Genomic DNA, 22,350 nt, shown 5'->3' on the forward strand with positions numbered 1-22,350 from the left:
CTGATTTTCAACATCATATGTATACTTTGTGTTCGTCTTTGACTTTCCGTCTGTTACTTCTATCTGATTTCCTCTCGCGTCATATTTGTATGAACCTGTATAAGTCTTCGTTGTTGTTCCATCTGTTATGACTTCTGTCTTTCCAGACAACTGATTCAACCTGTTGTAGGAATAGTAATTATATGTTGCCTCATCAAAAGTTTTGTCCGTTGCTACCGTATCTTTTTTGATGATTTTTTCATAAGTTCTATTTCCCACACTGTCATATGAATATGAATACGTTATTGTTTTGTATGTCAGTTTATTATTTTTTACCGTTTCTACCAGCTGATTTAATTTGTTATAAGTATAAGTCACATCCTCATCTTTTAGATTGTTGCTGTAATTATACTTTTCGTGCTTATACGTGATGTTCGAATTCTTATCATATTCATAATCATACTGTTCAAGAATTAAATCTTTATTGGTACTATTATAGTACTTCATTGAAAGCACTCTGTCAAATACATCATAACTATAATCACGTTCCACATAATCTGAATCCTTGTTTAAGAAATTTTGAAAATCCTTAATACAAGATATTTTTCCATCACTATAATATTCATATTTTCTTATAGCTGCCGCATCGTCACCTGATAACAGTCCATCAATTTCTGTTATCCATTTATCCTTATTATACTTAAAAGCTATTCCCTTAAGTTCATCCCCTGTTGTATTCGGATAATATATTTTTGCTATATTATCATCTATGTTATACACATATTTGAGCTTTGCATTTTCAACTTCACTGTCAGATGGTTTACTTGTTGCATTGATTTCCGCAACAGATATATTACGCCCATAAGCATCGTACTCATTAAACGTATATCTATACGGTGTACCGTTTTTATTACCTATTGCCTCGATTATGTTACCGTCCCCATCATAAACATATTCTGTTGAATCAGATATATTGCGCCCGTAAGCATCATACTCATAAAACGTATATCTATACGGTATACCGTTTTTATTATCTATTGCCTCAATTATATTTCCTTCTCCATCATAGATATATTCTGTTGAATTTATCTCATTTCCGTTTGCATCAAATGCAGATTTCTTAACATTGTTTCCATAAACATCATATGTAAATGTCAGATATGAACCGTCACTATAAGCTTCCTTTATTTTCTGTCCGTTAACGTCATATTCATATGTTGTTTCAATACTTCCACTACTAGTTTCATCCTTTATGGATAATACCTGTTCTGTACCGTTTGTTGTCGTTTTTGAAACACTTCCCAGCGCATCTGTTACCGTATCAACAACTGATTTTATATTTCCTTTTGAATCTTTTTCTATATTATCATAGCTGTATTGATTACTTGTTCCGACAGCAGTCGTCACTTTAGTAACCCTTCCCTGCTCATCATACTCATAACATGTACTGTTTCCATTAGCATCAGTCGATTTTATCAGCATTCCCGCTGCATCATATTCATTTGATGTAACAATTGAATTTTCTCCCACTTTGAATGTATCACCTGCTACCTCCGGATTAATAATTGTGTCCGTCTGATTGCCATATGCATCATAAGTATTGACAGATAATTTTCCTTCTGCAATTTCATTCGCATCTGTTTCATTCATTCCACCCGTATAAGTAGTAAAAATTCTTCCATCGTTATCATAAGTGTAATCCACATACAAACCATTGTTTAATTCTCTAACGGTTCTTCCCAAACTGTCTGTATATGTCTTACCTACAACTTCATCACTTGTATTGGTAATAGTAGTTACAGTAGCATTCTTTACAGTCATCATGCCTTTACCTGTATTGATAGAAACACTTCCATAACTGTATGCCGTTCTTGTTACTTTTTCATCACTTCCTACAATTAATTTTGTCTCAATAACACGATTCATTGAATCATATGTATATTCAGTTATTCGTCCCTCTTCATCAACCGACTTTATCTTGCTTCCATTTTTATCATAACCATTTTCTGTATTTTTTGTAGTTTTCTTACCATTTACCTGAGCTGTTTCAGTTGTTTTTATAACTCTGAGAAATTCATCGTATTTATAAGAAGTAGTAATATTATTTGTTTTGTCTGTCTCTGTTATGACATTTCCTACTTCATCATAAGTATAGATGTTTTCCTCATTAACAGTTCCTTCAGAGGATGACTCGGACAGTTCATCACCATCAGCATTGTACTGTGTATCATCGCTATATGCTTCAAGACCATATTTTTCGGCATTATCTGACTCTACGTCTTCCACAATAATCTCATTGCTTGTATCAACCGTTCCATCTGCATTATATCTATAATTTGTTATTGTATTGGTAACCTTATCAATTAATTTTACCGTATTTCCCTGATCATCATATTGATACACTTCATGAGAGCTGATAATTCCATTTGCATTTTTTTCAATCATCTCTGTTGGAAGATTAATTACACTATCAGCTCTTCCTTTACTGTAATCATATGAATATTTTGTAATGCTTCCATCTGCATCCACCTGCTCTGTTACATTTCCATGGGAATCATATACAGTTTTATCAGATTTACCTGATGTTTTTTTGACAACAGTATCCCCTTCAAGTGCATAGTAAGAAGTCCTATCTGTCGATTCGGTGAGCAGTGTCTTATTGTTTTTATCATCATACTTATATTCTGATTTATTTCCTGATGCATCTGTTTTAACAGTAATTTTTCCCTGTTCATCGAAAACATAGCTTTCACTATACAACTCAGTTTCCACCTGTTTCTTTTTCACTGTAGTTGTTACACTTTTATTTGCTTTATCTTCAATGCGGTTGAATTCCATATTATCTCCATTTGGATAAACAAATTTATCCATGGAGTCACCAACGTATTCAACACAATAATTGTTTCCCTCAGCATCACTTATAACACTTACGTTTCCATTTTTATATGAATAATTGTAATCTATCTTTCCACCCTTTGTTCCTACAAAAGTTGCTCTCACCAAATAACCGTTTTCGTAACTGTATTGATAATCATATTCGCTATCTGTTCCTTTCGCAGCTGTTATATTGCTTATAAATCCTTCCTTATTGTAGGAATACTCTGCCTTCTGACCACTGCTTGTTACTACTTCCGCAATTTTTCCATTTTTCTCATTATACCTGATATACACAAACGTATCATTATTTTCTTCGATTAATATCAATCTTCCACAGTCATCAAATCTATAAACTTCACCTTCTTTTTCTGTGATTTTATAATAAACATCTAATTCTAAGTTTGTATTGCTTATAACATTTCCATTTGTGTCTTTCTTTTCTATGGTTTTATACAAGATATCATCGTCTGTCTCTAAACTTAATTCTGAATTCTCAACACATTTATATGTATCTCCTTCTTTCACAAATGTGTATATTGATTTTGTATCGTCTGAATAGTAGATTTTATCATCTGTTTCAGATACATACATATCATATGCATCACTCCAACCATAACCAAATGAAGAAACTACCTGAGCTTTCGAATTATACACTCTGGAGATATTAATTGGTATTTGTGGTGCCGGAAGTGTAATGTCATTTTGCTCATATATAAAATTTCCTTTTGAAAGTTCCACATATCCCGTACCGTTTGGAGTTGAAACTGATTCATATTCGTATAGACTATTATTTCCCAATCTATCTGAAATTGTCTTTGCGGATAAAGTTGTTGAACTAATTTCTTCCGAAAAAGCACTATTCTGTGTCTGCTTTTCTTTTATTGCCCTGATTTTATAGTAATATATTGTATTTTCATTTCCAGATACCTTAATTGCTCCCTTTGAGGATACTGTTTTTATCAGGGTATCATCATCCGGTATAAAAAGGGGAGTTGTTCCTCTATATACCTGATACTTAATACTATCATTAAATTTACCACTTTTTGTAGAAAATCTTAAAACGGTATTTCCACCAATCTGCTCTACAGCATAAACATCAGTTGGAGCATAATCCTCCAATGCCTGTTCTGTTTTTTCATAATAGTAATTATATGAAACATCGTCAGACACATTTCCTGCTTTATCAATAGCACGTACTTTTATATTATACTTGCCATCATTATTAAAATCTTTTTCTTGTAGTCTCGCCTCACCATTTGCCTCGTAACCTAATGTCTGATATTTTCCATCATCAATTTTAACCTGAATTTCTGATAAATTGTCATCTTCAAAATCACTCCATTTAATCACTGGCAAATCACTGCTTGAATTGAAAAATCCTGTTTTGGGAGTTATTTTCACAGTTCCCTTTGTAGGGTTTGTTATATCTCTATAATATAAGCACTCTTCTTCTGTGTCATTACCTGCTTTATCAGTTGCTGATATTGCAATGGAATTTCCCCCTTCTTCAATATTCTCTATTGTTACTGTTCCTTTATTTTCCAATAACGTCTGACTCTTGCCATTAACGGTGAGTCTATAATCCTTTAATGTTCCATCGTTAATGCTATATTCTAATTGTGGCATATCGGGACTGTTATCATATTTATCTTCATCCGTATCCGGAATCACCTTCATATCTATTTCAGGAGCGTCATCATCATAATAATATGTAAACTTCTTTTCACTGCTTACATTTCCTGCTCTATCTGTTGCTCTTACAGCTATTGTATTAACCTTTTCTGATTCTAAATCACCAATTGTAGCATTGCCTGTATTGCTATCTGCTAATGCCGCATAGTTTCCATTATTAACCTTTACCTGAATTGCCAAAAGATTCTTTTCAGTAACATTCCATGTTATCTTAGGCAATTTATTACTATATGAAGAAGCAGACGTAGATGGTGTTATCGTTACCGAATTCAGTACAGGTGCCGTTCTATCGATTACAAAACCTATTGCTTTTTCCGGCGATTTTATTCCTCCTTTATCTACCCCTCTTACATAGAGATAATAATGCCCCTCTTTCCAACCTGAACTTGCATCTATTGTCTTTGTTCCGCTTGAAGTTGTACCTAATTTTGTTGAATCTGAATATGCAATATAATCTGTTGTTGCTGAATGTGTAGATTCATCATAGTTTTTAACTTTGTACTGAACATAATCCAGCGCCTTTGATGTTATGCCACTCCATGAAACCTGCAGCTTTTCTCCTGACTTTATGTGCACTTTTGTGAGGCTAACGTTTTCCGGCTTTGTTGGTCCGTCATAATATACTACTTCCATTTTTGGCATTTTTGATGTTGAAGCAGTTCTTGAGCCATAGAATTTTACATATGAGGAAGCTGATTCTTTTTCTGCTTTAAATACCAGTCCATAATTTTTATTTCCACTTCCTGAACCCTTTGCAACATTTCTTGCCCATGTTGTCATATTTAAAGTTTTCTTTGCATCAGCAGTTCCACTGGATGTAAATGTTGCCAGTGAATCACCTGTACCCCCCGGCTGATTATTCCATGTAATATTTCTGCACGCAAATTCATTCTTTACCGGTTCAACATTAATTTTTACGCCCTTTGTGTTTGCTCCATTCTCATACAATATCAGTTTTGCACTTTCCACATATTTTCCGCGTACAGTGCTTTTTAAATCAAGTGCTCTCATGTATGTTCTAAACAATCCCTGACTTCCTTTTCCAACAGAGAAAGCTTTAACACCACTTGCATAATAATTAACATCAGGATTTGCCTTTAAAATATAAGCCTCACCTAATTCACCGGTTCCTTCCCATGTGACTGACGGATCAATTGTAACAGGATACTTTCTGTCAGTTGAAGTCAAATAGTCATTATCTACAACTATTTTTAATATATATGCATTTATTCCCTTTGTTTCAGAGACGGACTTCTCTAATTCATAATGTACATCTTCACTGTATGCTTTTCCCGTACTATCATTCATTGACGGTGCCGGAATTCCCGCAACAATGCTGTCTTTTTCCTTGTCAATAAATGAAATCCCACCACCTACAGCATCAAGACGTACCTCAAGATTTTCAGTACATATTTTATATAAAAATTCATTATTATCAGGAATTTCATTAAGTATAATGTCTTCTTTCATTCCATGCTCTAACGAATGATATGCTATTTTTGTATCATTCCCGGTGTTTTCATATACTGCCTTTATGCTTTTTTCTTCCTTCTTTCCAGTTACGGCATCCTCAATTTTTTCAGTTTCTAATGATACCTTATCGGTTTTAGTTTCTACATAATCATCCGAATTCTCCCCGGCATCCAACGGTACAAATGATATTCTGTAGTCATCCTGTGTAAGAAGAACCGGGCTTTCCTCCCCGATTGTTTCCGGCAAATATTGTTTTGTATCTCCGGACTTATTTACATATTTGTATTTTTTTGAATTTTTTACGGAAATATTTTTTGCAAAAGATATGATTTTCTTATCCTGTGATTCAGCGGCAACCAACTCTGAATTATATTTTTTTAATTTTCCATCCTCTTCAAAGCGTATGTTGTCTGAATAATATACTGTTTTTTTCATTCCGTTGCTCATAAGGTACGTGTTTGAATTTTCATCTCTCATACTCTTTATTTCCTTAATTACAACAGGCTTTTCTCTACCTTCATCATCAATGCTCTTGTCATCATTTTCAATTATTTCCTGTTTATCTGACATTAAAGCATTTTTCTTTGTGATTTCCGACTCTAATTGCACTGCTGAAACATTAACGCTCGTTACGCACAATGCCATTGCCATTACTGCCGAAATCATTTTACCATAAATGTTCCTTATCATAACTTATCCTCCACTTTTGTTCACTACTTCAATTTCTCCCTATAATTGAAGTTTCATTAACGGTAACCATTTTCCCACCCAACCTATTTACGTTAAAAGGCATAGACTCCGCAATGCTTTGCGTTCCATGCCTTTTTGAATTAATGAAAAAGGGGAGACCTTGTCTGTTTGACATGGGTTTCATTTAAAAGAATGGGGTTCTTAGATGTGACATTCATAACTGATTATAATTAATATAATCATAACCCGAATCCCCCTTTTTCATCTGTTCTTCACCATACATTTGTCCCCCAAATGAAAATATAATTTGTATAAAATTTTCATCTACATTTTATTATTGGGATTTTAATATTTCAATAGGACTTGCGCAAACGTACCCGTTTTTTGCGCAAGTGTAGCTTTTTTGTGATTTTATTCGCTATTTTTTTCATAAATTTGTGTCTCTTATTGTCGTTATTTCAGTTTTTTATCAGATTTTATTACCAATCCATGCAAATAAAAAAGGCAGGTAAAAACCTACCTGACACATACCTATTATTAATTTTTAAGATTTTCCGCTGGATTTTTAACATTTTAATCTACTTTCGAAATTATTTTTTTACCTATTTACAGGATATATTCCTTTTTCTTTCCAAATATTTTCTCTTCATTTCAGCATAACGTCTGCTACTTACATAGGCTGTGGTTCCATCTGTGAATTCAGCTTCACTACTGCTAAATCTTTTTACTTTATCCATATTAACCAAGTAGCATTTGTGACTTCTAAAAAATCCTACATTTTCTAACTCTTCCTCATATTGTGATATTTTTCCACTACATTTTAATTCACCGTTAAATGTATGTACAATCAGTTTTCTTGCTTCTGTTTCTATGTAGAAAATATCACATATCCTGATATTTATGTTTCCTTTACCCAGTTCATTAAATGATAGAGTTTTATTTGTTTCAAGTCTGACATCAGCTGAAGTTAAGGCTTCCTTTAATTCAGCTTCCATATTATCTTTGTTAATATATCTAAATGCATCAACAAAATATCCCTTGTTGCTGATTTCCATATGAGTTGTAAAAATTATTGTAATAAATTCCTGTTTAATGCCTTTGTATTCTTTGATTGTTTCAAATCCATCTTTTCCCGGCATTTCAATATCCACCAGCACAAAGTCGAAATTACCTTTTCGTTCCAGAAAACTATCTCCAGATTCAAACTCTTCAATGTTTATGTCCACACCTGCATAATGATTTTGAACTAACTTGTGTGCCATATTTCTCCATAACTTTTCATCATCTATAATTGCTATGTTCATAAACCAATCTCCTCGGAAATATTCTTTAATAATATTGTTACACTAAATATGTTTCCTTTCGCATCAATATCCATTATTCCATCATATTTATCAACGCTGTCCCTTACATTTTGTAATCCCCAGCCATGCCAATCCTTATCTGCCTTGCTTGTTGAAATCTGACCATTTTTAATTTCAACCTTGCCACTAAAACAATTGCTAACTTTTACAATTATATCTTCTTTGTCGTAGGAAATTTCTATATCCACTTGCTTCTTAGATTCTTTTTTAGCTGCATCAAATGCATTGCTTAACAGGTTCGAAAACACCGTACACAAATCATATGCATCTATGTTACAATTATTGGGCATATGACCACATATATTAAAATCAATGTTTAACTCTACAGCATCACTGTAAAACCTGTTAAGCACTGCATCGACTATACTATTATTAACAGATACATTACTTCTAAGTTCATCCACTTTTGACAGTATTGCATCGCAATACTCCTTATATTTTTGACTATCAGTTTCCGACAATCTCTCCAAAACACATATATGATTTTTTAAATCATGCCGAAATTTTTTCGTTTTCTCCTCACGTTTTTCTAAATACTCATAATGTGCATTTTGTTCATTAAGATATTTATGTACTATTTCTTCCTTTTGCCTATATATGTCCCTTGATACCATTAATAAAATTACTGCCCCCAACTGAATCAGTATTCCTAATGCTACTAAAGTAAAAGTTACACCATAAAGTACTTTGTTTTTATACGCCATCTTATCCAGTGTAACTGTAGCCATTATCATTAATGCGAATGCATCTACAAAAGTTAAAATTGTATATAACACCAAAAATCCCAAATGAATCTTCTTTATCCCATCAATATTTTTTCGTTTAAGTAAAATTGCTACAACATATATAAACACAAACACAATACCTGATTGTATTATATACGTAAGCATTCCCTCTTTATAATTTAATAACGTGCATATAATATTAATTACAACTTCTACTATTGATGATATAAGCGAAACAATTAAAAATAACCACACTGATATAAAAATAATATTAATTATTTTTTCTTTGAAACATAATGCTACAGCACATGCAATGGTTATTAATATTACTCCCCCTTCAAAAAAGACATTAGATTCTATGCATTTACACACTGAACAAACTGCCACCAATGCAGTTGCCAGTATATATTTATATGTATTATCCCTCTTATTAAGAGCTAGATAATAATCACAAATTAAAACAATACAAAAAACGAATAGCCAGTCTGTGACTATTGAAACCAGAAGTTGCATCTCTTATCCTCCACATAAATATCAATATATATAATATACCAGATATTTATACTTTGGACTATACCTTAAAACCAATAAGATACGAATCTTCTGAAATAATCGAACACCCTTCTGTCCTTTCCGTATATACTAATTGTATTGTCCGGACAAGTACTAAATTACACCCTTTTTTTCACATTTCAATAGGTCTTGCGCAACCGTACCCGTTTTTTGCGCAAGTGCAGCTTTTTGGGGGTCAAATATTTCATTTTTTCATGTTTTTTCTTTTCTTTAATTCTTCCTTTTTCTAATTTTTGAGTTTAAAATGACATCAAAAAAAGAACCTCCGGCAACATATTCTTGTGCCACTAAAGGTTCTTTTTCTAATTATTAATATTTTTTATGATTATTATTTATTCAGATATTTCATCCGGTTTGTCATTCAAGGTTACATCTTGGTTGTCATCCGAAGCTCCATCCGGCTCATCACACTTACGGTAAATTTCCATAAATTCCTTACCTGTGATTGTTTCCTTATTATAGAGATATTCAGCTATCTTATCCAGCTTGTCTCTGTTATCCCTAAGAAGCTGCTTTGCCTCCTCATATTTTTCCTTAAGAAGTATCTTAACCTCTTCCTCTATTTCAGTTGCCGTCTTATCACTGCAGTTTAACTGTGCACGTCTTCCCAGATATGGGTCTTCCACACGCTCTAAACTCATCAGTCCAAATTTCTCTGACATACCGTACTGTGCAACCATGGAACGGGCAATGTTAGTTGCCTTTTCCATATCATTTGAAGCCCCTGTAGTAACTGAATCAAATACTATCTCCTCTGAAGCTCTTCCTGCTAATAAGGTAACAAGTTCTGCATTTAATTCATCCTGTGACATAAGGTATTTTTCCTTTTCAGGTGCCTGAATAACATATCCCAACGAGCCCATGGTTCTTGGAACAATAGTAATTTTCTGTACCGGCTCTGCATCCTTTTGAATAGCTGCCACAAGAGCATGTCCTACCTCATGGTATGCAACAATCTTCTTTTCTTCCTTGCTTAAGATTCTGTCCTTCTTTTCTTTTCCGGCAATAACCACTTCCACGGCTTCCATTAAATCTGCCTGGGAAATAGCCTTTCTGCCACATTTTACTGCATTAATGGCAGCTTCATTTACCATATTGGCAAGGTCTGAACCTACAGCACCACTGGTTATATTGGCAATAGCTTCCAAATCAACTGTTTCATCCAATTTAACATCCTTTGAATGAACCTTTAATGTCTCAACCCTGCCTTTGAAATCCGGTGCGTCCACTATAACACGTCTGTCAAAACGTCCCGGTCTTAACAATGCCGGATCAAGAACTTCCGGTCTGTTAGTTGCCGCTAAAATCAATATTCCCTTTGATGTGTCAAATCCATCCATTTCCGCTAAAAGTGCGTTTAAGGTCTGTTCTCTTTCGTCATTGCCTCCGCCGTATCTTGAATCACGGCTCTTACCTATAGAATCAATTTCATCAATAAATACGATACATGGTGCGTTTTCTTCTGCCTGCTTAAACAAATCTCTTACTCTTGAGGCACCTACACCTACAAACATTTCCACGAAATCTGAACCTGATAATGAGAAGAATGGCACATTTGCCTCTCCTGCCACTGCCTTTGCCAGAAGGGTTTTACCTGTTCCCGGAGGGCCTACTAAAAGTGCTCCCTTAGGAAGTTTCGCACCTATTGCCGTATATTTTCCCGGATTATGAAGGAAATCAACCAATTCCACAACTGATTCCTTTGCTTCTTCCTGTCCTGCCACATCCTTAAATGTGACACCTGTTTTCTTTTGAATATATACCTTGGCATTTGACTTTCCTACACCGAACACACCGCCCGGTCCGCCTTTTCCACCGGATACCCTTCGCATAACAAACATCAGTAATGCCCAGAATAATATCAGTGGAACAACATATTCCAGTAATATAATGATAATACCATTGCTTGCACTGGTACTTTCCGCTTTGAATTCTACATCGGTATATTTATTTTTCAGTTCACTTATTAAATCCGGATCATTAACTGCTGTAGTCCAGAAAGTTTTCTTTATGAGTCCATTTTGCAGATTTTTGGTTTCAATGTAAATCTTTCCAGATTCAAAAAGAACGCTTTCAACCTTGTCATTATCCAACAATTTAACAAACTGGCTATAGGTTATTTCTTCCTTTGATGCCGAACTTAAAACTGATGAAAACAACGATGTTAAAAGCAATGCACCTATTACGGCAACCACAACGCTGATAATCATACTTTTTTTCTGATTGTTATCATCGTTCCTGTTTGGATTATTTCTGTTAGTATTTCTATTTTGATTATTATCCATTGTTTTTCCTTTCATTTAGATTCCTTATAGTAAAATACTATATCACATTGTTAAAAAATAATGTGAAATTTTATTGAATATTTCATTAAAATTTTAGAATATTGATATTTTTTTTAATTTTTTCTAGAAATAAAATATTTATTGTAGTACACTAGTAAGGTGTTTTTAAAATATGTTTAGTATACTCAGGGAGGAAAATCACATGGCAGTGAAATATGTATTCGTAACAGGCGGTGTTGTTTCCGGTCTTGGAAAAGGTATTACAGCCGCTTCATTGGGAAGACTTCTGAAAGCTCGTGGCTATAAGGTTACAATGCAGAAGTTTGACCCATATATTAACATTGATCCCGGTACCATGAATCCGATACAGCACGGCGAGGTTTTTGTAACAGACGATGGTGCTGAAACAGATTTGGACCTTGGACATTATGAAAGATTTATTGATGAAAGTTTAACAAAAAATTCTAACGTAACTACCGGTAAAGTTTATTGGTCAGTTCTCGAAAAAGAGAGACGTGGTGACTTTGGCGGAGGAACAGTTCAGGTTATCCCCCACATTACCAATGAAATTAAAAGTCGTTTCCACAGAAGTCTCAGCGAAGAAACTGAAATAGCTATTATTGAAGTAGGCGGAACCGTAGGCGATATTGAGTCTCAGCCATATATTGAGGCTATCAGACAGTTCCAGCATGATGTAGGACATGAGAATTGTATCCTTATTCATGTTGCTCTTATGGTTTATCTTCCTGCTTCTGAAGAAATGAAGACCAAACCTATTCAGATGAGCGTTAAGGAATTACAGAGACTTGGTATTCAGCCTGACATAGTTGTATGCCGTACTGAATATGAAATTGATGATAATTTAAAGGATAAAATCAGTTTGTTCTGTAACGTTCCTGCCAGCCATGTTGTTCAAAACCTTACACTGGATTTGCTTTATGAAGCACCTCTTGCCATGGAAAAAGAACATTTGGCAGAAATCGTTTGTCAGAGTCTTAACTTAGATTGCCCTGAACCTGACCTTGAAGATTGGAAGGCAATGGTTGAGGCTGCTAAAAATCCTACACAGGAAGTTACTGTTGCTCTTGTTGGAAAATATATTGCTTTGCATGATGCCTACATCAGCGTAGTTGAATCTTTAAAGCATGCAGGCTACAACAGCAGAACTACCGTAAATATCAAATGGGTGGATTCTGAAGAGGTTACTAATGAAAATGCCCCTGAAATCTTTAGTGATGTTTCAGGTATTCTTGTTCCCGGTGGTTTTGGCAGTCGTGGAATTGATGGTAAAATCGCAGCTATTAAGTATGCAAGGGAAAACAATATTCCATTCCTTGGTCTTTGTCTTGGAATGCAGTTATCTATAGTTGAATTTGCCCGTGATGTAGTTGGTTTCCGTGATGCCCATAGTATTGAGCTTGACCCATCCACTACTCATCCTGTTATCAGCCTTATGCCTGACCAGGAAGGGGTTACAGATATTGGTGGTACATTAAGACTTGGTTCTTATCCTTGTGTCCTTGACAAAGAAAGTAAAGCTTATAAGCTTTATGGCACTGAGTTAATTAATGAACGTCACCGTCACCGTTATGAAGTAAATAATGATTACAGAAGAAATCTTACTGAAAACGGCATGAAACTTTCAGGTATCTCACCTGACGGCAGAATTATAGAGATGATTGAAATTCCTTCACATCCGTTCTTCATTGCCACTCAGGCACATCCTGAATTAAAGAGTCGTCCTAACAGACCACATCCTTTGTTTGTTGGATTTGTTGACGCAGCCATTAAAGCTAAGAAATAAAAAATTCATATATTTTAATACTACAAAAGCGGGTATCAAAACCCGCTTTTTTCTAACTAAAATATTTCATTTTCCGTTGTTGTTTCCTCTGCCGCATCATCGTCACTATAATTGTACAATTCATCGTCAAGGATATCTTCACTATCATCTAATAAATCATTCCCCTTCGCCTGAGCGTTCATTGCCGTAATTAACAATGTAGTTATATCTGCTGCATTTTTCGGAATCATATCATCCACAGATGTTTTTCCTTCCTTGATTTTCATATCAACACTTACGTTAATATCTTCATTATCAATTTTCATATCACCTGTTGAAACATTAAATATTCCACTTCTGCTTCCGGCTTTTCCTGTAACTCTTGCCTTTGCTACCAAATTGGCATTTGACTTCTTTATGGTGTCAACAAAATCTGATTTGTTTTCTTTAATTTTATCTGCCATATCTGATGTGGAACCCACACTATCCTGTAACTCCTTGTATGAAGATGCAACTTTGCTGTCCTCACCATACACCTTTGTTACCAAATCAGTACATGTTTTCAATGTATCCTGTAAATCGTTTTTCACAAAATTAATTAACATATCCACCGCTTTATCTGCGTTGTCACCATTTACCGTCAGTGTGTAATTATCACCATCTTTTCCCTGAAGGTCTTTAAAATTATTTTCTATTTTAGTCCATACAGACTGTATTTCCTTAAGGGAATCCTTATCTAATGTTTTAGTATCCGGTAATTCCTGACCTGATGCCTCTGCTAACTGCTTATAATCCAATGAAATGCTTTGTGTAACTCCTATCTGTGACAAAACTGATTCCAGACTTGTAGCTTTTTCTTCGTTAATTGTCTTTATAAACTCTAAAAGTGGTGCTGTTTCTAAATATAACTTTGTTCCATCTACGGCAAAAGTTGTAAGCTTCTGATAATCAGTATCTTTTCCTGCCTTAACATCAAATCTCACTGCCATTTTATCCTTAGCTTCAGCCTTTACATACATCTTAAGTGCCATGGAAAACTTACCATTATCATCTAAAACCCTGTCTAAATCTTCGGTATCTTCTAATTTTCCTGTGGCTTTAATTTCCACCGTAGCCTCGCCTTTTGTAATCTGTGAGATTTCCTTTACTTCCTTAAAAAATGTGCTGTCATCCTTTCCACATCCCGTTAATAATGACATAACCATAACTAATGACAGTACAACTGATAATAATTTTTTACTCATAATCCTCTCCTATTTTTCATCACTTTATTATGTTTTTTGTTACTTATAAGATAATAATATAGCCGTGCAACGACAATTGCACGGCTATATTATTTACTCATCGGTGCGACAGGATTCGAACCTGCGACCTCTGCGTCCCGAACGCAGCGCTCTACCAAGCTGAGCCACGCACCGCTTCGTATATAATATCATACTTTTTAGAAAATGTCACAACTTTTTAAAAATTTATGGATTACCAAAATTATGGATTACAGACTTTTTAAGAAATTATGAATTGCAGACTCTATTGCAAACTCTGCCGAAAACGCAATACATCCCAGATACATCTCTTATTCCTGCTTGTCTTCTCCACTCCAAAAGTCCACCGGTTCATAATCTCTTAAAGCAACCAGATATCCCTGCTTTTGAAGTTCCTCCTGAATTTCATCAAGGGTTTCCTTTGAATCAGCGGTAACCGTATGATAATGATACTCAGAGGTTATCTGCTCTAAAGGTACAGACACGCCTCCTTTTATTTCTTCTACATATTTTTTTGCATCCCTTCTTGATTTAATGTGCATTTCTACTTTTACCACACCGTAAACCTTATGATACACAAAAACATCTTCAACTTTTCCACCACAATCCACTATAAGATTAAGTTCATCCAGTATCTTGTCTGCACTGTGCTTTACCTTAAAAACCCTTTGCTTCCGACCTTTTTCCTCCTGTAAAACATAACCCTTGTGAGTAGAAATAATATTATATTTTTTTGCCCTTAAAAGTGCTATATCCTGAACCACCACCTGACGGCTTATCTGAAATTTTTCAGCCAGTTTGGTGCCTGATACCGGTTTGTCACTGTCCTGCAATATTCTTAAAATATTTTCCCTTCTCTTTTCTCCTTCCATTTTTCCTCCCAAAAAACTATATACGATGTAGATTTTTAAGTGAAATATCCATAATTGGTGCTGAGTGCGTTAATGCTCCACTGGAAATATAGTCAACCCCTAAGTCAGTAAGTTTTGCAATATTTTCTCTTGTAACATTTCCTGAAATTTCTATTTCAGCCTTTCCATCAATAATATCTATAGCCTCTTTCATTACATCGTGGCTCATATTATCAAGCATAATAATATCTGCTCCTGCTTCAACGGCTTCCTTCACCATATCAATATTTTCCACTTCAACTTCAATTTTTCTTACAAATGGTGCGTATTCCTTTGCCATATTTATAGCCTTTGTAACACTTCCTGCTGCACCAATATGATTATCCTTTAAAAGAACTCCGTCTGTTAAATTATATCTGTGATTATTTCCTCCGCCAACACGAACTGCGTATTTTTCAAAAATTCTATTGTTTGGTGAAGTTTTTCTTGTATCAAGAAGTTTGGTTTTGCTTCCCTCAAGAAGTTTCGCAATGGATTTAGTGTATGTGGCAATACCGCTCATTCTCTGAAGATAATTAAGACCTGTTCTCTCTCCTACAAGTAAAACCCTTATATCTCCTGTTACTTTTCCCATAAGCTGACCTGCTTTAACTTCATCGCCATCTTCCACAAATAATTCAACCTTGGTGCTTTCATCTAAAAGCTGGAAAGCTCTGGCAAAAACCTGTAATCCGCAAATAATGCCATCTTCCTTGCAAATCAAATCCACTTCACCTAATGTTCCCTTAGGCATAACTGAATTGGTAGTTACATCTTCACTTGTTACATCTTCCTTTAATGCACTTAATATTAATGGGTCTACTGACAATTTTAAAGTTACCTGATCAAACATTTTATTCTCCTTTATCTATCGCTTCTAATAAAATTTCCTTGTTTTCTTTATTCCACTTTTTCAAATCACTATAAGGTGATAAATCCATATTTTCAGTGTTCCTGTACTCTGTAGAATCAAATTCCGCTGTCATTTCTCCGGCTGCACGCTTTGCAAAAACCATACTTTCAAGAAGGGAATTACTTGCAAGACGGTTTTTTCCATGTACACCGTTACACGCTGTTTCCCCTACCGCATAAAGCTGGTTCATGGATGTTTTACTTTGAAGATTTACCTTAATTCCACCCATAAAGTAATGCTGTGCCGGGACAACCGGTATCATTTCTTCAGGAACATTATATCCATGTTCCTTGCAGTGTCCGATTATATTTGGAAAATGATGCTCTAACTGCTCCTTTTCAATAGGACGCATCGACAACCAAACGTGTTTTGTTCCGTCTTTTTTCATTTGAGCCTTTATATTCTCCGTAACAATATCTCTTGGAAGTAATTCATTGGTAAATCTCTTGTAATTTTTATCATAGAGAAGGGCACCCTCCCCTCTCACTGACTCAGAAATCAAAAAGCTTCTGTCCTCTTCTCTTTCGGAATAAAAAGTTGTTGGATGTATCTGAACATAATCCACATGTTCAACTTTTACGCCGTGTCTTATGGCAACGGCAACTCCATCACCTGTTAAATGTCTGTAGTTAGTAGAATGTCTGTAAATTCCTCCGATTCCACCGCTTGCTAAAACTGTATAATTAGCATTTATTACCGTAAGGTTTTCATCATCCTTTTTAACTACAGCTCCATAACATTTATCCTCTTGACATATTATGTCAACCATAGTCCAATGTTCCTTTATAGTTATATTATCACGTTTTTTTGCTTCTTCATATAGGTGACTTGTTATTTCTTTTCCCGTAATATCCTCATGGAATAAAATTCTGTTTTGAGAATGGGCTCCCTCTCTGGTAAACAAAAGATTTCCCTCTTCATCTTTAGCAAAATCCACACCAAATCCAATTAAATCCTTAACTAAGTCCTGTGAAGAATTAATCATTGTTGCTACGGCATCAGGGTTATTCTCATAATGACCTGCTTTCATGGTGTCATTAAAATAACTTTCAAAGTCACTTTCATCTTTGAGCATACACATACCGCCCTGTGCCAGGTACGAATCGCTATGCTCCACAATGTCCTTTGTGATAATTAATATGTTCTTATCCTTTGGAAGATTCAGTGCACAGTAAAGACCTGCACATCCACTTCCCACTATTAAAACGTCTACTTTCATATTTCTCTCATTTCTAAACTTTATGTAATGGTTTATTAATAACATCGCCCGATAAACAGTTTTGACATTATTGTATGGCATTATAACACATCATTTTACATCTGACAAGACAGTTGTAAATACAACTATTAACTTTTACTCATATAAAAAAGAACTCACACGAGTTCCTTTTTGTACATAAACCGCTTCATTATATTTGACAATGAATTAATTTACCTCAATATACACTTTTTCAATTTCACTATTTTTCAAACAATCCATGCAAATATTCTACAAGTTCACCGTCGCTTTTAACCTTAATATCAGCCCCAAATGCTGAAATATCTCCGTCTATTTTGCTTTTTTTATTAGTTTTATCTACATAATAAACCTTGAAAAAATCCGTTGATGATATCATTATGCTGTACACATCCTCTTCACTGCTTACTACAGAATCATCATATGTAATACCCTTATAACTTAAATGCTCTTTCAACATTTCTGCCATTTTATCTGCATCATCATTTTCTAATTGGATTTCTTTTCCTGTGGAATACTGCTTTATGGATATCTCTGATTTCTGCGGAATGTCAAGTGCTTTGGTGTAATCTCTGTGTGATGAAACTCCCACAAACACCCCAACTAAAACAACTATACAAAATGCTACAACACATATAATTATTTTTCTTTTTTTCATATTTTGTCCTTTCCATATGTACTCTGCCCATTAGTATACCTGTTTGTAGTGGCTTTTTCAACCTTGTGCCCTAATCAATATTGGTATTTTGCTATATTTTTTCATTTTCATTAAATCACATTATTCCAATACCTACCCCAAAAGGTACATGAGATAATCATTCCCAAATCACTCTTCCCTTCCCCTTAGTTATGTATCAGATTGTCCTCCCTGTATATCTTAAGAAGTTCCTCCAAATCGTATATCTGCTCTAATATTTTCTTCCCAATATCAGTATCCCTAACCTTAAGTCGATTTTTCTTTGTTTCAAATTTATTTCTGTCAGATTTAATATCCATTTTGTATTCAGGGTGACGCATAATAATCTGTCCCTCTAATTTAAATAAAATCACGGAAATAGCCTTTAGTGCCGCCTTCATTGGACCAATATTTTTGTAGGTTTTCTCGGCAAACAAAGTAAGGGTTCTCAGACTTATTCCATAACCGCTTTCTAACATTCTGATATTATCATATTTAAGATTATTCCTGATCCTTGTCATGAATTTCTCCGGAGCAATTATTCATAATATGCACAAATGCCTCATACTCACCGTGAATATCACTCATAAAATGCTCCGTGCCCTTTGGCAGATTAAGTATTGCATTAAGATTAAATATCTCCGTACATACCGACTAGGTAGTAGGGTATTTTTCAGATAACAATTCTAAGTATTTTTTATAATTTTCTTCCATAGCAAAACTCTCTCTATTTTAACATTTCCAGTATTTTTACCAGTAGCTCCCATGTTCTTTTTGTTGAAGAAATGCTTAATTTCTCATCTGTTGTGTGAATATCCTTCATATCCGGTCCAAAGGATATGGCATCCAAATCATCTATTTTGGAGGCAAAAAGTCCACACTCAAGACCTGCGTGTATTCCCTCTACCACCGGCTCTTTTCCACCATAAACTTCCCTGTACGCCTTTACAGCTGTGTCCCTTAGCACTGAATCAGCCCTGTACTCCCAGCCGGGATAAACACCTTCACACTGAAGACTTCCGCCAAATATTTCCGTAAGGCTTTTAAGTTTCTGTATAAGATAATTTTTCTCACTATCCTTAGAACTTCTTACGGAATAGGACATTCTTACTTCTTTATCCGTAGTTCTTAAAATTCCAAGATTAAGGGAAGTCTGAACCATATCCTTAATTTCAGGATTCATTCTTTCAACTCCGTTTGGAAGGTTTGCCAAAAGAATAACTGTTGCCAATGTGGATGGCCCTGACATTGTCTCCACTAACTGACTATCCATAACATTAAGGGTAATTTTCATAGCCGGGTCAGTTACCTTGTATTCATCTTTTACTTCATCAAATACCTTATTAATAATTTCCTTAGCCCTGTCTACACATTCCGGTAAAACTGCAATTGCCGCCTCGCTTAAATTGGCAATGGCATTATCCTTTTCGCCACCGTTTACCCCAATAATACGCATATCAATATTCTCAAACACATTTAAAAGAATCCTTCCTAAAACACAGTTGGAATTAGCTCTTTCCTTGTGTATCTCGGCTCCTGAATGTCCTCCCGTAAAGCCATCTAATCTCATTTCTATAATTTTGGCATTTATCATATCCTTATTATACGGGAGAATACATGTAGCAGTAGCTCCACCTGCACAACTTACTGTAAATATTCCTTCATCCTCCGAATCCACATTTAAAAGAAGTTTTCCCTTTAAATCAGAAACATCAATAGCTGCCGCACCTAACATTCCACCCTCTTCATCTACCGTAAATACAGCTTCAATAGGGGGATGTGCTATTTCACTACTATCTAAAATAGCAAGGGCATAGGCTACGGCAATGCCATCATCTCCTCCAAGGGAGGTTTTATCTGCCGTTATCCAGTCACCTTCAATTTCAAGGTCCAGACCCTCTTTTTCCATGTCCTTATTACTGTCAGCAGTTTTTACCGCCACCATATCCATATGTCCCTGAATTATTACAGGCTTAGAGTTTTCATATCCCTTTGATGCCTCCTTCCACACAATAATATTGTGCATATCATCCTGTCTGTATTTCAAATCATGGCTTTTGGCAAAGTCTGCAATGTAATTGCTTATTGCCTCCACATTTCCCGAACCATGGGGAATCCTTGTAATATCCTCAAAATATTCAAATACCTTCTTTGGCTCTAAATTCTCTAAAACTCTCATTTGTCTTCCTCCATAAATACTATAAATTTCTTCTTTTCCAGTATATTAAAAAACATGCTTAACCTTTCATATAACATTTCTCCGGCTTTGCTATGTTCTTTCTTTAACCTTGCGCCAATTTCATATATATTTCTTTTTCCGTCTATTTGCCGCCACACATAACTTCCATAGGAATCTAATTGAACGTAACTAAATCTGGGCTTTTTTAACAGCCTCCGGGCTACTACATTGTAAAATCCCTTATTCTCCACAATTATCTCCACCAGATTATCCTTTGTTATCTTCCATTGTATATTTATTCCGGGTATAAAATCAACATAATTTAATTTTTGTTTTTTCACCATTTATATTCTCCCCCTGTGAAAATTCTATTTTTCCTTTATTCCGTCTTATCCCTGCCTTTCACACAAAAGCCTATAATTGAAATAATAAAAAATGTAAAAACAATCAATGCCACACATTTTCCCACAGAATAAAATCCTCCACCATAAATACCTGATAAATCAATTGCTTTATCTATTCCAAAAACCGCTAAAACTGCCAGAAATATTCCTACAAGTCCTTCTCCTGCAATCATTCCCGCAGAATATAACACTCCCTTATCCACGGAATCCTTCTGCTGCTTTTCACTATTATATTTAAATTTATTCTCCACAATCCATCTGGTAATTCCACCTATCATAATAGGAGTGCTAAGATAAATAGGCAGATACAGACCTATGGCAAATGCCAGCACCGGTATATTAAGAATTTCAGCCACCACTGCAACAAAAACACCTACGAAAATAAGAGTCCAGGGAAGGGTTCCCCCCATAACTCCCTCAATAACCATTTTCATTAAAGATGCCTGTGGTGCTGCTAACTGCTCCGAGCCAAACCCACCCCAGGAATTGCTTAAAAGATACATTACTCCTCCAATTGACAATGCAGAAACCAGAGTTCCTATCATTTCACCGATTTGCTGTTTTTTAGGAGTTGCCCCTACTATATATCCTGTTTTCAAATCCTGGGAAGTATCTCCTGCCATTGCCGCCACAATACATATTACCGTTCCTATGGATATGGCTGCTATCATCCCCTTTGCTCCTGTAGTTCCTGTGGATTTAAGCACAAAGGTTGTAATAATAAGGGTTGCAATAGCCATTCCCGATACAGGATTATTGCTGCTTCCCACTAATCCTACCATTCTGGAAGATACAGTGGCAAAGAAAAATCCAAATATAATAATTAATATGGCACCTAGAGGGTTTATGGTAATTCCCGGAATAAAGCACATGGCAACTGCTATAACGAAAATCCCTGTTAAAATAAACCACATTGGTAAATCCCTTGTCGTTCTATCTCCCCCGGATACATTTTTGCCAAAACCTTTTATGGCATGTCTGAAGGTTTTTACCATGGTGGGAAATGTTTTAATCAGACTTATAATGCCTCCTGCTGCCACTGCTCCGGCTCCTATATACCTTACATAGCCTCCCCAGATATTTCCCACAATGTCTGAGGCATTTGCCCCGGTAATCACACTGTCTCCTCCGAAAAATGCAATGGCAGGAATAAGCACCAGATATGACAGCACTCCTCCTGCAAACATATATCTGGCGATTTTTATACCACATATATATCCTACACCTGCTAATGCCGGTAACACATCAACACCTATTCCACAGGTATAGTTTTTACTAAAAGAATACTCCACCTGACTGGGAAAAAGCCTGAGTCCGTCTGCCACAAATTTGTATATGGCAGAAATTC

14 protein-coding genes, 1 tRNA gene and 1 pseudogene are annotated in these 22,350 nt (G+C 35.2%); 1 reads left to right on the forward strand and 15 read right to left on the reverse strand.

The window, feature by feature from the left end; translation table 11 throughout:
* From Q5O30_RS00825 to ftsH, 4 genes are all read right to left on the reverse strand, one after another.
* Nucleotides 1–6,711, reverse strand: a 6,711-nt coding sequence (locus tag Q5O30_RS00825; protein WP_302674489.1) for a DNRLRE domain-containing protein, incomplete at its 3' end; no start/stop codon positions are given.
* Nucleotides 6,712–7,313: 602 nt separating this feature from the next.
* Nucleotides 7,314–8,015 carry a LytTR family DNA-binding domain-containing protein gene (locus Q5O30_RS00830; RefSeq protein WP_021951877.1) on the reverse strand — a complete coding sequence of 234 codons (702 nt, stop codon included), beginning with the start codon at nt 8,013–8,015 and terminating at the stop codon, nt 7,314–7,316.
* Complete coding sequence (locus tag Q5O30_RS00835) at nt 8,012–9,313, reverse strand: sensor histidine kinase (protein WP_021951878.1); 1,302 nt, start codon at nt 9,311–9,313, stop codon at nt 8,012–8,014. Before Q5O30_RS00835 ends, Q5O30_RS00830 begins: the two co-directional genes overlap by 4 nt.
* A 392-nt stretch (nt 9,314–9,705) precedes the next feature.
* Nucleotides 9,706–11,673, reverse strand: a complete 1,968-nt coding sequence (gene ftsH / locus Q5O30_RS00840; RefSeq protein ID WP_021951879.1) for an ATP-dependent zinc metalloprotease FtsH — start codon at nt 11,671–11,673, stop codon at nt 9,706–9,708.
* A gap of 187 nt (nt 11,674–11,860) precedes the next feature.
* Here ftsH and Q5O30_RS00845 point away from each other — a divergent pair, with 187 nt between their 5' ends.
* Nucleotides 11,861–13,462, forward strand: coding sequence for a CTP synthase (locus Q5O30_RS00845; protein WP_021951880.1), 1,602 nt, complete (start codon nt 11,861–11,863; stop codon nt 13,460–13,462).
* 56 nt (nt 13,463–13,518) lie between these two features.
* Here the strand turns inward: Q5O30_RS00845 and Q5O30_RS00850 are convergent, their stop codons facing one another.
* The 11 genes and pseudogenes from Q5O30_RS00850 to Q5O30_RS00895 all read right to left on the reverse strand — a co-directional run.
* Nucleotides 13,519–14,685, reverse strand: a complete 1,167-nt coding sequence (locus Q5O30_RS00850) for a hypothetical protein (protein WP_021951881.1) — start codon at nt 14,683–14,685, stop codon at nt 13,519–13,521.
* A 100-nt stretch (nt 14,686–14,785) separates the two neighbouring features.
* Nucleotides 14,786–14,859, reverse strand: a tRNA-Pro gene (locus Q5O30_RS00855).
* A 155-nt stretch (nt 14,860–15,014) separates the two neighbouring features.
* The gene (locus Q5O30_RS00860) at nt 15,015–15,575 is read right to left on the reverse strand and encodes a transcription repressor NadR (protein ID WP_021951882.1); all 561 of its coding nucleotides are present in this window, start codon (nt 15,573–15,575) and stop codon (nt 15,015–15,017) included.
* 16 nt (nt 15,576–15,591) lie between these two features.
* Nucleotides 15,592–16,446 (reverse strand): carboxylating nicotinate-nucleotide diphosphorylase, encoded by an 855-nt coding sequence (nadC, locus tag Q5O30_RS00865; protein ID WP_021951883.1) that lies wholly within the window; start codon nt 16,444–16,446, stop codon nt 15,592–15,594.
* Nucleotide 16,447: 1 nt separating this feature from the next.
* Nucleotides 16,448–17,725 (reverse strand): L-aspartate oxidase, encoded by a 1,278-nt coding sequence (locus tag Q5O30_RS00870; RefSeq protein WP_021951884.1) that lies wholly within the window; start codon nt 17,723–17,725, stop codon nt 16,448–16,450.
* 241 nt (nt 17,726–17,966) lie between these two features.
* Nucleotides 17,967–18,401 (reverse strand): hypothetical protein, encoded by a 435-nt coding sequence (locus Q5O30_RS00875; RefSeq protein ID WP_021951885.1) that lies wholly within the window; start codon nt 18,399–18,401, stop codon nt 17,967–17,969.
* A gap of 185 nt (nt 18,402–18,586) precedes the next feature.
* Nucleotides 18,587–18,931 (reverse strand): fructose-bisphosphatase class III, encoded by a 345-nt coding sequence (locus tag Q5O30_RS11655; protein ID WP_370553094.1) that lies wholly within the window; start codon nt 18,929–18,931, stop codon nt 18,587–18,589.
* Nucleotide 18,932: 1 nt separating this feature from the next.
* Nucleotides 18,933–19,133: pseudogene (locus tag Q5O30_RS11660) on the reverse strand (fructose-bisphosphatase class III); the annotation flags it as partial.
* A gap of 13 nt (nt 19,134–19,146) precedes the next feature.
* Nucleotides 19,147–20,598 (reverse strand): aminoacyl-histidine dipeptidase, encoded by a 1,452-nt coding sequence (locus tag Q5O30_RS00885; protein WP_021951887.1) that lies wholly within the window; start codon nt 20,596–20,598, stop codon nt 19,147–19,149.
* Nucleotides 20,595–20,942, reverse strand: a complete 348-nt coding sequence (locus tag Q5O30_RS00890) for a PqqD family protein (protein ID WP_021951888.1) — start codon at nt 20,940–20,942, stop codon at nt 20,595–20,597. The genes Q5O30_RS00885 and Q5O30_RS00890 overlap by 4 nt, the downstream gene beginning before the upstream one ends.
* Nucleotides 20,943–20,977: 35 nt before the next feature.
* The coding region (locus tag Q5O30_RS00895; RefSeq protein ID WP_302674490.1) for an OPT family oligopeptide transporter at nt 20,978–22,350 on the reverse strand (1,373 nt) is incomplete at its 5' end.

Source organism: Eubacterium sp. CAG:161 (assembly GCF_000432355.1).
In the GTDB taxonomy this organism is placed as follows: Bacteria; Bacillota; Clostridia; order Lachnospirales; family Lachnospiraceae; genus Eubacterium_G; species Eubacterium_G segne.